The following is a 14259-nucleotide window of genomic DNA, read 5'->3' as shown; positions in this document are numbered from 1 at the left end:
CATGTTTAAAGTACTTATGGCAAACTGATGTCTCAGGCATAGCAGTTGTGACTTATGTGGGTTGTGGTGATTTACATAAGATCATAAATTGCTGTGCCTGTCACGTTTTGGGGATTCGTCAGCCCGATGGGATGAGCCTTTTGGGCTTTCTACTTTAGAAGCTATGGCAACAGGTACGCCTGTGGTGTCGTTTAATCGCGGTGCATTTGCTGAAATAGTCAGTGAAGGCGCAGGCGTGCTTGCTAAGGGCAATAATGTAAATAGTTTAGCCGCCGCGCTTGAAGCTTCATTCTCACTAAATCAAAGCGATGTAATTAAAAGCGCTCGTAATTTTCCTATTGCAAAAATGTGTAGCGAATATAGCAATATACTGGGGAGGATTGCATGAGAATACTGATGGTCGCAAGCCCAATAGTCTCTTTAAGGCAGCCCTTTAAAGGGGGCACAGAAGCCTTTGTTGCTAATTTAGCTAACGCATTGTGTAAAAAAGGCCACAATGTTGATGTGTTGTGTAAAGATGCTGATGAAGAAAACGAGTTTAACATTTTACAGTTAGACGAATCCCCACTGCGCATGAAAGACAACATAACCACAGAGGAAGAAGGCCAAAAGCTGTACCAGGCTGCCCAATTTGCGCTAATAGATAATTCGTATTACGACGTTGTGCATTACCACAGTTACTACCATGCACTCTATGATGTGGCATTACTTCATAATATAAAAAGCGTAATTACTTTACATGCCCCGGTATCACCAAAGTTAGGCTTAATACATAAGCTGCATAAAGCGCGTAGCGATCACCGCTATATTGCCGTATCTAACAGGTTATGCAAAGAGTGGGAGGCTCATCTAGGTAGTGCCATTAAAGTGATTTCAAATGGCGTTACTCTACCCAAAAGTGAGTGTGTGCAAAAAATTAACAAAACCCACGATTTATTTTGGATGGGACGTATTAACGCCGAAAAAGACCTAGTATCGGCGATTAAAATAGCGCAAAAATTACAGCGCAAATTATGCATAGCTGGCCCCGTTGAGGATAGGGAATACTTTAATGCTCACGTCGAACCGCTACTTACAGACTCCATTTATTATATTGGGCATTTAAAACACGATGAATTGTTTACACAGCTTGCTAAATCTTGTTTGTTTTTAGCTACCTCTAAGTGGAATGAACCTTTTGGCCTAACCACTATTGAAGCGCTTGCTCATGGTATACCTGTTGTAGGCTTTAAAACAGCCATACCAGAAGAACTACGATTTTCTAACGTGTGTACTGCACTAAACAATGTGGATGAAGCTGTATCAGCCATTAAAAAGCTAGGCAAAGTATCGCCGCAAGCGTGCCAATCTTTTGCTAAAAACTTCGACTTTAACGTGACTGTTTCAAATTATGAGGCCGAATATGCAGCACTTATATGAGCCAAATTTACCGACTGTATTTTTTTATGTTCACCATCATGGCGCGGGCCACATTACACGTGCTGAGTTACTTATTACTAAGTTACAAAATAGCTATAACGTAGTGGTGCTTTATGGCGATTTAAACGTAAAAATTGCTTTGAATAAAGTGTGTAAGCGGAGCATTTTTGAAAAGCTACCTTCAAAATGGGCAGGCCAAAGCGCTGTACAAAGAAGCTATAACACTGCATTTGAAGGAATAGAATATAGCGAAGCGCCACTTGAACGCTCCATAACCTTTAACCTATTGGCGCAGCAATACAAACCGGTACTATTTATTAGTGATGTATCGGCCGAACTGACTATTATGGCCAGAAGCATTGGTTTACCTGTTTTAATGCAGCGCCATTCGGGTGATATTAGTGGCGACCCCACGCAAGTGTTTGCTTACGAATGCGCGACTAAACTATATGCCCCGTACCCAAAGCAGCTAGAAACACCTCACTACAGCTATTTTAATAAAACTCATTATTTAGGATTTATATCAAAATACACAGGTTGTGAAAGTGCCACCAATACAGATTTTGGCAGCTGTATTACTTTGCTAATGACCGATGCCCAAAGCGCGGCATTAATTGCCCGTACACTGATTAAGTACACCGAACACGTTGAGGTTATTGGTTGCCAAGGTGAAGCCATTGAAGGAGTAACCTACAAAGGCAAAGTGAGCAATATAGATCAAGCGATTTCAGCAAATGTGGTTGTAACAAGTGGTGGCAATAACGCAGTATCACAGTTGTTATCACTGGGGAAAAAGCTGATTGTTATACCCGAAAACCGACCCTACCAAGAGCAAGATGAAAAAGCGCGCATGTTAGCTAAAAATAACCTCGCAGTGCATTTGCCTTTTTCAGCGTTTTTACAGCACAACAATGCCCAAATAGAGGCTGCGTTGGTTAATGTAAGAAAAACCCAAACAAGTAAAACACAAATAATAAATGCTACAGAACAGTTTACCAGCGAGTTTGTAGAATTAGTTAAGGAGGTTGCAATTGAGTCATAATTTTTCAATCGTTACTATTGTAAAAGGCCGCCACCAGCAGCTTGCTAACCTTATCCATAGTATAGAAAATAGCACGCTTCGCCCATCTGATATGGTGGTGGTGTGGATGGATGAAAAAAACAGCCACAATGTTACCCCAAACACGTCTTTTGTGACTAAAAATGTGTACATACAAGAAAACGGCTTACCCCTTGCTAAAGCGCGCAACACGGGGGTTAAAAATGCGCAGCAAAACGACGTTATATTTATAGACGTAGATTGCATTTGCTCCCCAACACTTTTTGAAAGTTTACTTGCTAAACTAACGCACGGATTAGTGGTCAGTGCTAAAGCAAAGTATTTACCGTATGTGCCCAAAAGCGGTAACTATGAATTATTAGTGGAGGAAGCTGTTGATCACCCTAAACGCAAAAACTTACCTATAAACGAAGAGGTAGATTTTTTAACTTTTTGGTCTTTAATTTTTGTGATTAACAAACGTGACTTTAATAAAGTTAATGGTTTTGATGAGCAGTTTATTGGTTACGGCGCAGAAGACACCGACTTTGCAATGCAGTGCAAAGTAAGCAATATAAAGCTTAATTACATTGATGACTGGATATTGCACCAGTACCACGATAAGTTTACGCCACCTTTAAATTACACCGAAGATATTTGTAACAACGCCAATACATTTGCAAAAAAGTGGCAATTTTTACCTATGTTTGGTTGGCTAAAAAAAATGGCCGCAATGGATATAGTTAAAATTGACGAAAAGAGCCACAGCGTTAAATTTTTAAAAAAACCGACCACCGATGAAATAGAAGCATGTCGCTCTACCTCGCCGTATTAAATTAGGTGCGTTAAATGCTAAAAACGAAACAACCAATGGATATGACAAACGATTATTGAAATTTTTTTCCTACATGACTGTCTATTTATAAGACCGTCATGTGGAGAAATATATGTGTAGTTCACCTAAAAGTAGCCTAGCCGTTAAAAAGTCAGCCATTAGCTTTAATGATGAGCTTACTCAAGAGCAGCGCTTGCGTTTTGCTGCAAAAGCTAATTTAGCACAAGAGCGCCGTGAACAGCGCGAAGCAACGAATAAACGCTATGAGCAAAAGCATGCGAGTAGTAAACCTTCGTCTGGTTTATTTTCGTGGTTACTGCAGCTAGTTAGCTGATTTAGCTAAAGTGGTGTTTTTACCACTGCCCAAACCACATAAAGCACACAGTACTCCTGCAATAGCGCACAGCCATAATGGCGCACTCCAACTGCCTGTTGTAGTGTGTAATGCACCAGCTAGCATAGGACCAATAGCCGCGAGCAAATAACCTACGCTTTGCGACATACCTGAAAGCGACGCTGCTTGTTGCGAATCATCGGTTCGTAAACTAATAAACGACAGCCCCAATATAAAACATGCCCCAGAGCAAAAGCCCAGCATTAGGGTCCAAACAAAAGCAAAGCTAGGCATGTAAAGCAGCCCCAATGCACTGAGTGCACTCAACATGGCTAAAATAAAGCTAAGCGCGCTTTGATCTTTTAATTTTGCCAATAGGGGGATTAATATTAAACCCGGTAATGCAGTCGCTATTTGAAAAGCACCATGATAAGCACCTGCTTGGGTAGCTGAGTGACCGGTTTCGGTTAATATGCTTGGTAACCACGTAATAATTATATAATTTAAAAACGAGTTTAAGCCCAGCAGTAGGGTAATTTGCCATGCTAGTAAATAACGCCATACACTTTTTGACGTGTCAGTGTGTTGAGCAATACTCGCGGGTTTTGTGTGCTTACTTAATTGCGACATCCATACAATAATACTCGCCAAAGTAATAAGAGCTGATGAGCCCAGCGCAAGTTGCCATCCTAATCCGTTTAACTGACTAAGTGGAAATACTAAAGTAGAAAACCCACCCGATACCACGCCCATAGTAAGCACGTAGGCTGAGGTCATTAACGCAACCTTTGCAGGAAAGTCGCGCTTAATTAAACTTGGTAATAATACGTTTGCAATGGCAATGCCCACACCAATAATAGCGGTGCCTACAAAAAGCATGGCTGAGGTATTTATTACCCGCGCTGCAACCCCAGCAAGTATAAATAACAAAGCTACAAACAAGGTGCGCTCTAACCCCTGCTTTTTAGCAAGAGTTGCGGCCATTGGCGATACAACCGCAAAGGCAATGAGTGGCAATGTTGTTAAAAACCCAGCTTGCGATGCGCTAAGCCCAAAGTGATTAATAATTTGTTCAAGCACAGGTGCAATACCTGTAAATGTGGCGCGTAAATTTGCGGCAATAAGTAATATGCCAAGCACAAGTAATATGCCAGCAAAGCGTGATTTAGGTGTGTTATTTAACAAAAGGGAAGACCATTAAAGCTAATACTTAATGGGCGCTAGTATAAAGGCTTAGCAAAAACTATAATTTAGAGATAATGACATTAAATAACTAAAAACAGACAAAACTATGTTTGATGCAATTGGCTGGGACGACATTAAAAATTTTGAAACTATGGCGCAGCCTATAATAGCCAAAATAGAGCATGCCCATGCAAGTCACGAAATACCACTGCATACCCATCCAAAAGGGCAATTAATTTTAGCGCTACATGGTTATGTAACGTGTGAAGTGTCGGCAAAAATGTGGATGGTGCCTACGCACAGTGCAATTTGGATCCCAGCACAAAAGGTGCATAGCAATAGGGCGTCTGATAACGCGCAGCTTTGTCATTTATTTATTGATAGTAGTAAAAACGGTATGCCGTTAAATACCTGTACGTTAGCCATTACGCCGCTGGTTAAAGAGCTAATGTGTGAGTTGGCTGGGCATAATCAGCACTATACTTTAAATAGTAAAACAGCGCGTTTAGCGCAGGTGTTATTTGATCAACTTATTGAAATGCCCGTACAACCACTGGATTTTGTATTATCTAAAAACGAGGTAATTCAAACCATGAGCGATCAGCTTATAAATATGCCAAATAACCGAAAAACACTACCACAATGGGCTAAGCAGTTTGCATTAACTGAGCGCACATTAGCGCGGTTAATTAAAAAAGAAACAGGCATGACATTTGGAAAGTGGCGTACGCAATTACATATAATTACAGCCTTAAAAGCGCTTTCTGATAAGCAAAGTGTGCAGCAGGTGTCGGAGTTATTAGGGTATGAGTCGGTGAGTGCATTTATTACTATGTTTAAAAAGGTAATGAAAAAGTCGCCCATGAAATACATGAGCGACTTAAATCAGTTAAATTAGCTTAGCTCTTAAATAAGTTTAGCCTTTAAATAAGACTACCACGTGTAAGTTGCCGAAAGCATGGCGTTACGAGGTCTACCAGGAAAGTACCTGTCGCCGGTAAAACTGGTGTAATCGGCGCGCTCCGCATAAGCCTCATCAGTTAAGTTAATAATACGAGCAAGTAGCTCAAGATTACTAGTAACTTGCCACTGTGCGCGTAGGCTTAAAACATCATGCCCTTGGTATTTATTTAAGTTTTCTGGGTCGGTGTAGTAGTTACCAACGCGGTGCCACTGCAAAGCAAATTGCGCGTTGTTTAATGCCTGCCATGTTAAATCGAGATTAGCAATATTACGCGGCGCGGTATCTATGTCGTTGCCGTTTATATTTAAACCGTTAAGTATTTGGTTGTTAGTATAAGTATGCTTTGCGTGAGTGCCTGCAAAGTTAAGCGCAAGCGACTTGGTGAGCTGGTAGTCAAGCTCAAGCTCAATACCACGATGGCGAGAGCTGCCATTATTTACCGTAAAAAAATCACTATCGCGGTAAATCGTATTGTGTTTACTCATAGCGTAAAGTGACACACCATAACGTAGTTTTTCGTAAATCCCTTTAATACCCAGCTCTGCGTTATTCGCTATTTCGGCGCTTAAATTTGCAGTAGTTTGCTCGCGTTGTAATTGGTATAGCTCAGCCGCTTGTGGCGCTCTGTAACCGCGAGAAAAATTTGCATAAAGCGTGTTATTTGTATTGTACTGATAACTAACCCCAAGCTTTGGCGATAGATTACTAAAACTATTTTTAGCACTCGCTGGGCGGCTGTATCGGCAGCCACCAAAGCCGCATTCAGTGCCATCGTCTTTTGTTCTACCTGCTAGCATATTATTGGTGTAGTCGTACTGCATATGCTCGTAGCGCACACCTGCGGTAAGTAACCATTTATTTAATTGCCAATCAAGCGATGCTAAAGGGGCATAAAGCGTGGCGTTTACATCGTAATCGTAATGCTTACCTTGTGGCACTGTAGCAACTAAAAATGCAGAACCTTGAGTGGGCTCGTTTTGGCTTTGAGTAAAATCGGCTTGCGTGTATTCGCCATCAAGCCCTAGGTTTATTTTTATATTACTTTGTAAATTATATTGATAAAGCGATTGTATGCCAAAACCTGTTTGGCTGTTTGTTTCAAGCGGTGTGCCGGGTAAAAAGTGCTTAAAAAAGTCCATGCTTTGGTCGCGAAAATATAACGTAGTAGAGAGCACATCATTGTTATTTAATTGCCATGTAGCGTTGCTCCATGCTCTAAATGCGCGTGCTTTTCTAAATGCGTCAGGGTCAAAGTTTTTTTGCGCGAGGTCTTCGTTTTTATAACTTTCAAAGCCTGTAATAAATCCAGCCGTTTGCTGATTAAGATTTGTATAAGTAAGGCCTGAGGTAAGTAATAAATTATTATTTGAATAGCGATGGCGAATATTTACTTTTTGTTGCTCTACGCTTTCGTCGTCGCGGTAACCTCTATCGTCGGTAACACTTGCGTTAATGCCGATACCGCTGTTGCCGTAATCTTGCCCTGCGCGTAATTTGTAGCGAGTATAACCGTACGAGCCATAATCTAAACCAACTAAGCCACCGCCTTGTGTGGTGTCGGGCGTTATTATATTAATAACACCATGCACAGCGTTTGAGCCATAAAGTGCAGAGCCAGGGCCTTTTAGTACTTCAATGCGCTGCGCCATTTCGCTGTGCGCCTCAAATAGCTCGTTTATGTTACAAAACCCAGCGGCTCTCAGTGGTATACCATCTTCTAAGGTTAATATGCCACCACATGCGCCTGCGCCCGAAAGTACCGGAGAGCGAAGTGCGGGTAAATACTCTTGGCCATTTCCGCGTTGAATATTAGCCCCTGCTACACGTTGCAGGGCTTCTTCAATATGGGTAGGCGCTATGCTATTTAGCTGCGCTTCACTAAGTGTACTTATTGATAAAGGGAGTGGGGTAGATAGTGCTTCAATACGTGATGCCGTAGTTGTTATGGTTTCTATTGCATCGTTGTTTTGATTATTGGCAAACGCAGTGTGGCTAAAGGGTAATATCAGCGGCAAAAAATAAGGTTTCATACATTCCTTGAAAGTAATCTATATTGCATTGCCTCTATAATATGCGGTTTTAATATGCATTTAAACTTGTTGTGTTAAAGCGTACGTAACCTATAAATCCGATATGTAATTGATAAAACAAAACAAGCCACAGCAGGAAACACCAAAGCCAGCACTAAGTAATGCTTAAATAAAACGTAGCCGGTTATACCGCCTATTAAAAAGCCTGCAATAATGAGTAAAAACATAACGCCTTTACGGGTATCAAATTGCTCACCTTTAAGCGCTTTACCTAGCATTAAACCAAGGTCAGTAAAAATACCGGTTAAATGTGTCGTACGTATAACAGCACCACTGTAATTAGTTGCTAGCGCATTTTGTAACCCACACGCAGCTGACGTTAAAACAATGCCGTAAACGAATGTGTTTTTGAGTAAATAAGCACTCGCAAGTAGTAGCAATCCTTCAATAAAAAGCAAAGTGTCGTAATGACGACCAAGCTTTAATGAGCCACCAGAGAGCAAAAATCCCGACAGTGCCGAACCCAACATAAAGCTAATAATTATTGAAAGTAGCAATAAGGCAGTACTAGGATTAGTTATTGCTTTAATACCAAGTAAAGTAACAGAGCCAGATACATGCGAAATAGCCTGGTGCTCAAATCCTAATAAGCCTACAGCGTTTACTATGCCCGCTATAAATGCGAGCGTAAACGCGCCATATTCAACCCACTTTGGTAGTTTTGTAAACATTGGTTATCTCTTAACGTGTACAGTGTTAATTATTGAGTTTGCGCTTTAAAACGCTTTATTTGCTCATCAACTAATTTTGTATCTATTACGCCACGCTTAAAAGCAATGTAAGTAGGAAACGTAAACTCATTGAGCTGCCTAGCGGATACGTTTTTATATTCCTTTGAGTACCACAAACCCGCTTGATAGTTAGTTATTGCGTATTCAACGCGATTTTTTTCTAGCAGCTCAAAAGTGTCTTTAGTTGAAAGTGAACGAAGTAGATTATTCTCATCAAGGTTATACTTTTTAGCAATAACCTCAGGCACAGGAACGCCGCGCAGCATTGCTATTGGGGTATTTGATAAATCGTCAGTGAGCAATTTATCTTTGTTTAAAGCAAATAAACCATACTTAGTAGTATGCAAGGGCACGCTTGTAAAATCTAAATACTTTGCTCGTTCCTCTGTATTGGCCAAAGAGAAATAGCAGTCGTAGTAGCCCAGCGCCATTTCTTTTTTAACGCGCGCCCATGGCAGATGAATTACGTCAATTTTAAGATTTAAATTACGCTCAATAAAGGTTAAGTATTCAATATCTAAACCTGTGAACGTATCGCTTTTCTCATCAAATATAGTAAAAGGCGGGTAGTGAGTTGTTACGCAGCGCAGGGTTTTACTTGGCGCTGCAAGTAATAATGAAGGTAAAGTTAAAGCTAAAAACAGAAATATTGCGCGCATAAATAAAAATTCGATATCTTTTAAAATACATAAATTGAACGCCAATTATACAGTTACTGAGCTTAATTGCATTGATCTAAGTATTTTTACCTAGCGTATAAGTTAAATTTTGTGAGATATACCATGTTTAACGCAGAGCAGCAGTCACGCATTATCGAAATGGCGTGGGAAGATAGAACCCCTTTTGAGGCAATAGAGCAGTTATACGGATTAAAATACCCGCAGCTGGTGGTATTTATGCGCGAACATATTTCAAAAGGCAGTTTTAAAGTGTGGCGTAAACGCCATGCTGGTCGTAAAACAAAACACTTAAAATTACGCGATCCCGCTATTATGCGAAGCCACTGTAAAACACAATATAAACAACGTTAAATAAGTGTAAGCTGTTTCATATGATGTTCAGCCGTGTTTGTTAACCTTTAGCTATTAATTACGCTAGAGATTATTTATGAGAGCACTAACATACACAGCACTAATAGCATTGGCTTTATTTTCAATAAGCGCAGATGCGAAACCGCATAAAGATAAGCATGGTCATAAACACGGCCATAATAAGCATCATTCTCATAAACACAACGACAATGACTACCTTTCTAAAAAAGAGGCACAGCAGTTAATTCGCGCAGGTTGGACGCCACCAGGGCTAAGTAAAAGCTACCACCGAGGCGACTATTTAGATCGTGATTTATATAAACGAGGTAGAGTGATTGAACGCTCTAGAGATAATGGTACAGTGAGTATAGAAATAGACCGTACAGTTATTCACATGGTGCACGACACCCGAGAAATACTTTCAATCTTAAGTCGCTAAACTAACTTTATAAGGATATTAAAATGCTTATTGCGCTGGCTATAATTATTGGCTTTTTTTTACTGGTTACCTTGTTGCCTATGTCGTACAGCCAGCATTACTTAGTGCGTAGCTGCGACTTTGTGCGCTTACAGGTATTTTATATTGCCAGTTTTGTAGCCGTTACATCGTTGTTTTTATTATGGCAAAGTAGCGCAATAGGTTATGTATTTATAGCCTTAACCTCATTATTTATAATGATTTTACAAGGTAAATGGATTTACCCGTATACGTGGCTTGCTAAAAAAGAAGTGCAAAGCGCACCAAAGCATATAGACCACAGCGTACGAATTATGTCGGCAAATGTACTTATGTCGAACCATAAAAGTGAGCAGCTAATTAGCCTTGTAGATGAGCACCAACCCGACCTGCTCATTACGCTTGAAAGCGATAGCTGGTGGGAAAATAAATTATCAGTCATTAAAAAAAATTACCCGTATTACATAGAATGCCCTAAAGACAATCGTTATGGCATGCACTTATACAGCAAGTTTAAAATACTCGATGCACAAATATGTGAGCTAATAGAAGAAGATATTCCTTCAATTCATATTCTGTTTGAAAACGATGAAGGCCTGCAAATGCAAGGGCACTTTATTCACCCAGCACCGCCAAGCCCGACAGAGGAAGACTCATCGCGTCCGCGCGACTCAGAGCTAATAATGGTGGCTAAAGCACTTAAAAACCCTACACGGCCTACTATAGTTGCCGGAGATTTAAACGACGTAGCATGGTCGCGCAGCACTCGTTTGTTTATGCAAATAAGTGGCTTTTTAGACCCTCGAAAAGGCCGTGGTTTTTATAACACCTTTCATGCAAGTTACTTTTTTATGCGTTGGCCGCTCGATCACTTATTTCACAGCGAAGGCTTTAAAGTAAAGCGTATTAAGCGCTTAGCTAAGTATGGCTCTGATCACTTTGCGCTACTGACTGAGCTTTCTTTTGAGAACGCCAATCAGGAGTCACTAGAAGATAAACCCGAAGATCTAAAGCATGAAGAAATCCAAGAGCTTGCTATGAATAAGGCAGACAAGCGAAAAGTGCCGAGGTTTGAGGAAAAGTTATAGTTATTAGGCAGTGTAGGTCGGATAAGTGGCGAAGCCACGCCATCCGACAAAAATAATGAATTGGCTAGAAAGTGCAATAAGCAGACTGTCGTAACCTTAGACTCTTCTTATAGGGATAGTACTGTAAACAATATAAAGCCTATAAATGCTATAGCTTGAAGCACAAACCATAAGTTTTGTCTGTAATAGATTTTTAATATTAGCCTTGGACCATATTCAGGGTCGGCGATTGTCTTTGATGTTTGTTTTTTAACTAACCACTTGATATAAAAAGGAGATAACTCAACAAACCTAGTTATTACCTCTTGCAGGTTAAAATCTATAGTTAGATCTAACTTATGCTTATTAATCTGCTGCTCAATTTTCTCCTCATATAATTCAAAAACAGTCATTATCTCTTTTAATTTTAGAGATAATACGCCTTTAACTTGTACGTGAACTGCACATTTAAGGGCTAATGATTTTTGCGCTAAACCACATAAAATAGAAGAAGTTAGAATTAACAACATGACTTTGATATCAGCGATGTCAAAATGCTTAGCTCCAAGCTTATCAATGTTTGCGATAATTAGACCAGCGATTGCCCCGCCAGCTCCAAGCGTCCAGCTAGAGATTTTGTCTACCTCTGAGCTTGATGAAACAATTGCATCAACGAAGGCATTTAGCGAATCAGTTCTTGCATTTAACTGAACGATATCTCGCCAGTTTTTAGTTGACTCCAATAGCTCTTCACTTGCACCCATACTTGATATCCCTATGACACTTTATCAGAGGACACTTTCCCTATTTTAGCGCGAAAACGTCCTTATTTTGTGAACTTACATTAATAGCAAACAGTTTAAGTCATTGCCAGCTATAAATATTATGCTTTCTGTTATTTATATAAACATGTAAAAAAATGGGAAAGTTTCCTCTTATTCTTACTAAATTAGTGACTACTATCTCAATGACCGCTTATCACTCATTGTTGCCTGTCAGGTTAAGTCTAGTGAAATAGATTGCATTGCATAGTTAAAGTTTTTATATTGTTCGGCGATATTTTATTTGGTGCTAATAAAGCACTGCGTGCAAAGGAAAGCATGTGAATTATAAAAAAATGTATTATCCGGTAAGAGCGCTTGCTGTTTTATCTTTAGTTGCTGTTGCTATTAAGTACTGGATGCCAACTGAAATTGGCTTTGCGTTTATGCTGTTGCCTTATTTGCTTCTATATTTTTTAGCTAACGCTAAGAACTATGAAAATAAACGGCTCATTTTTATTAGAATTATAGCTGCATTATGTACTATTACTTTAGCGCCAGTACTTGTCTTTGGTATTGAACCTGACCCTCAGGCTGGGATTGGTATTATGTTTTTGCTGATAATGCAGCTAGCTGCAATTAGTGCCTCTGAATTTATTATATTATTCTTTTATGTTGATAATGATTAAAAAGTAAACTGCTCATTTACAGTTATTACTGTGTAGTTGCTTTGTGGTTTGAACTTAGTAGAGACTAAGCTCTTCTTTAATCTAATTTTAAAGTTAAAAAACCTAAAAGCGGTTACCCACTTTTAGGTTTTCTAATGTATTAGTGTTTAAAGCTAAATTAGCTATTGATCATAATACATTTGATATTCACAAATTCGCGCATACCAAAGCCGCCGTGCTCTCGGCCGTAGCCACTTTCTTTAACACCACCAAACGGTAGGTTAGGTTGTGCTAAACCGTAGCCGTTAATATTGATCATGCCTGTGTCAAAGTACTTTTTAGCTAGTTCAATGGCTTTTTTCTCATCTTTAGAGAAAATACCGCCGCCTAAACCGTAGCGAGAGTCGTTAGCGATGCGCATTGCATCGTCGTTGTCCTTGGCTTTAATAAGCGAAGCTACTGGGCCAAATAATTCGTCGTCATAGGCTGGCATACCAGGGGCTAAGTTATCTAGTAGAGTAGGTGGGTAGTAATAGCCTGTTTGCGAAGGTATTTCGCCGCCCGTTACTATGTTTGCACCTGCTTTAACTGATTCCATTACTTGGTCGTGAATACCGTCGCGTAAGTCTTCACGTGCCATTGGACCTAAGTCTGTGTCATCAGCCATTGGATCGCCCATTTTCATGGCTTCAAATTGCTCTTTAATTTGCGCTTTAAAGTCATCGTAAAGTGACTCTACAACAACGAAACGTTTAGCTGAAACACACGTTTCACCGTTATTGATCATGCGCCCAGTTACACAGGTTTTAACTGCAAGCTCTAGGTCTGCATCATCAAGTACTAAGTAAGCGTCGTTACTACCAAGCTCTAACACTGTTTTCTTAACGTGTTTACCTGCTTCTTCTGCTACTTTTTTACCTGTCGCATCACTACCGGTAAAGGTTACGCCGCTAATTGCTTTGTGCGAAATTAAAGAACTGGCTGTTTTGCCGTCGATAAGTAGATTGTTAAAGCAATACTCTGGGAAACCAGCTTGTTTAAATAGCTCTTCTATTTTTTCAGCCATGCCAAATACATTACCAGCATGTTTTAATACGGTTGTGTTACCCGCCATGATGTTAGCAGCACTGTAGCGAATTACCTGATAAAGCGGAAAGTTCCACGGTTGAATACCTAATAGTACACCTGTTGGTTGGTAGCTGATAATTGCGCGGCCGCCGTCCATATCACGTTCTTCGTCAGCAAGTACTTGTGGGCCTTGTTCGGCTGTATAACGACAAATTCCTGCACATAGTTCAACTTCTTGAAAGCCTTGCTCGTAAACTTTACCCATTTCTTCGGTCATGAGTTTTGCAATAGCTTCTTTTTGATCTTCAAATAGCGATGCTAACTTATTAAGGTATTTTGCACGTTCAGTGAATGACGTTAATCGCCATTTTAAATATGTTTCGTGAGATTTTTCGATTACCTGTTCTGCTTCCTTTTGAGAAAGTAGCGTGTAGGTTTCAATGGTTTGCTCAGTTGCGGGGTTAATCGTTTTAACTGTGTTACTCATTTCTATCTCCTTACAAATTTAGTTATTCAAAAGGTGCAAGGCTAGAGCCAGTTTTTAAAAAAGTTGCTTTTGTTTTTATCCATCTGATTTTATTAGTTAAATTTATATTTTTGCTGAAGGGGT

Annotated in this window: 16 protein-coding genes; 10 read left to right on the top strand and 6 right to left on the bottom strand. The window is 39.9% G+C overall.

Going from position 1 to position 14259, the window contains the following annotated elements; all coding sequences use genetic code 11:
* Positions 1-88: 88 nt before the first annotated feature.
* The 5 genes from H5087_RS17580 to H5087_RS17560 all read left to right on the top strand — a co-directional run bounded on the left by H5087_RS17580 (position 89) and on the right by H5087_RS17560 (position 3627).
* Complete coding sequence (locus H5087_RS17580) at positions 89-388, top strand: glycosyltransferase (protein WP_182672863.1); 300 nt, start codon at positions 89-91, stop codon at positions 386-388.
* Entirely contained in the window at positions 385-1419 is a 1035-nt protein-coding gene (locus tag H5087_RS17575; RefSeq protein WP_182672862.1) for a glycosyltransferase, read from the top strand. The genes H5087_RS17580 and H5087_RS17575 overlap by 4 nt, the downstream gene beginning before the upstream one ends.
* Complete coding sequence (locus H5087_RS17570; protein WP_182672861.1) at positions 1403-2461, top strand: glycosyltransferase; 1059 nt, start codon at positions 1403-1405, stop codon at positions 2459-2461. Before H5087_RS17575 ends, H5087_RS17570 begins: the two co-directional genes overlap by 17 nt.
* Positions 2451-3293 (top strand): glycosyltransferase family 2 protein, encoded by an 843-nt coding sequence (locus H5087_RS17565; RefSeq protein WP_182672860.1) that lies wholly within the window; start codon positions 2451-2453, stop codon positions 3291-3293. The genes H5087_RS17570 and H5087_RS17565 overlap by 11 nt, the downstream gene beginning before the upstream one ends.
* Before the next feature lie 112 nt (positions 3294-3405).
* Positions 3406-3627, top strand: coding sequence for a hypothetical protein (locus H5087_RS17560; RefSeq protein WP_182672859.1), 222 nt, complete (start codon positions 3406-3408; stop codon positions 3625-3627).
* Here the strand turns inward: H5087_RS17560 and H5087_RS17555 are convergent.
* Positions 3616-4812, bottom strand: coding sequence for an MFS transporter (locus H5087_RS17555; RefSeq protein WP_149602180.1), 1197 nt, complete (start codon positions 4810-4812; stop codon positions 3616-3618). The two genes, H5087_RS17560 and H5087_RS17555, sit on opposite strands and share 12 nt — an antisense overlap.
* Before the next feature lie 106 nt (positions 4813-4918).
* On the opposite strand from H5087_RS17555, the gene H5087_RS17550 reads away from it, so the two are divergent.
* On the top strand, positions 4919-5710 hold the full coding sequence (locus H5087_RS17550; RefSeq protein WP_007581507.1) for a helix-turn-helix domain-containing protein: 792 nt from the start codon (positions 4919-4921) through the stop codon (positions 5708-5710).
* A 35-nt stretch (positions 5711-5745) separates the two neighbouring features.
* On the opposite strand, the gene H5087_RS17545 is transcribed toward H5087_RS17550, so the two are convergent.
* The 3 genes from H5087_RS17545 to H5087_RS17535 all read right to left on the bottom strand — a co-directional run bounded on the left by H5087_RS17545 (position 5746) and on the right by H5087_RS17535 (position 9256).
* On the bottom strand, positions 5746-7806 hold the full coding sequence (locus H5087_RS17545; protein ID WP_182672858.1) for a TonB-dependent receptor: 2061 nt from the start codon (positions 7804-7806) through the stop codon (positions 5746-5748).
* A gap of 74 nt (positions 7807-7880) precedes the next feature.
* Positions 7881-8537 carry a YoaK family protein gene (locus H5087_RS17540; protein ID WP_182672857.1) on the bottom strand — a complete coding sequence of 219 codons (657 nt, stop codon included), beginning with the start codon at positions 8535-8537 and terminating at the stop codon, positions 7881-7883.
* Positions 8538-8566: 29 nt separating this feature from the next.
* The gene (locus H5087_RS17535; protein ID WP_182672856.1) at positions 8567-9256 is read right to left on the bottom strand and encodes an ABC transporter substrate-binding protein; all 690 of its coding nucleotides are present in this window, start codon (positions 9254-9256) and stop codon (positions 8567-8569) included.
* 123 nt (positions 9257-9379) lie between these two features.
* On the opposite strand from H5087_RS17535, the gene H5087_RS17530 reads away from it, so the two are divergent.
* The 3 genes from H5087_RS17530 (at position 9380) to H5087_RS17520 (ending at position 11173) form a co-directional block, all read left to right on the top strand.
* A complete protein-coding gene (locus H5087_RS17530) occupies positions 9380-9628 on the top strand; it encodes a TIGR03643 family protein (protein ID WP_024595124.1) in 249 nt (82 codons plus the stop codon).
* A gap of 76 nt (positions 9629-9704) precedes the next feature.
* Positions 9705-10067, top strand: a complete 363-nt coding sequence (locus tag H5087_RS17525; RefSeq protein ID WP_182672855.1) for a hypothetical protein — start codon at positions 9705-9707, stop codon at positions 10065-10067.
* Positions 10068-10090: 23 nt separating this feature from the next.
* Positions 10091-11173: an endonuclease/exonuclease/phosphatase family protein gene (locus H5087_RS17520; RefSeq protein ID WP_182672854.1), complete on the top strand. Its 1083-nt coding sequence runs from the start codon at positions 10091-10093 to the stop codon at positions 11171-11173.
* Positions 11174-11280: 107 nt separating this feature from the next.
* Here H5087_RS17520 and H5087_RS17515 read toward each other — a convergent pair whose 3' ends face one another.
* On the bottom strand, positions 11281-11916 hold the full coding sequence (locus H5087_RS17515) for a hypothetical protein (RefSeq protein ID WP_182672853.1): 636 nt from the start codon (positions 11914-11916) through the stop codon (positions 11281-11283).
* A 338-nt stretch (positions 11917-12254) separates the two neighbouring features.
* On the opposite strand from H5087_RS17515, the gene H5087_RS17510 reads away from it, so the two are divergent.
* The gene (locus tag H5087_RS17510) at positions 12255-12602 is read left to right on the top strand and encodes a hypothetical protein (RefSeq protein ID WP_182672852.1); all 348 of its coding nucleotides are present in this window, start codon (positions 12255-12257) and stop codon (positions 12600-12602) included.
* A 157-nt stretch (positions 12603-12759) separates the two neighbouring features.
* On the opposite strand, the gene H5087_RS17505 is transcribed toward H5087_RS17510, so the two are convergent.
* Positions 12760-14136 (bottom strand): NAD-dependent succinate-semialdehyde dehydrogenase, encoded by a 1377-nt coding sequence (locus H5087_RS17505; protein WP_182672851.1) that lies wholly within the window; start codon positions 14134-14136, stop codon positions 12760-12762.
* Positions 14137-14259: the final 123 nt, after the last annotated feature.

The organism is Pseudoalteromonas sp. SR43-7 (assembly GCF_014163785.1).
Lineage (GTDB): Bacteria > Pseudomonadota > Gammaproteobacteria > Enterobacterales > Alteromonadaceae > Pseudoalteromonas > Pseudoalteromonas distincta.
Note: the sequence above shows the minus strand (reverse complement) of the source record. Positions and strands in the feature narration are given on the sequence as shown.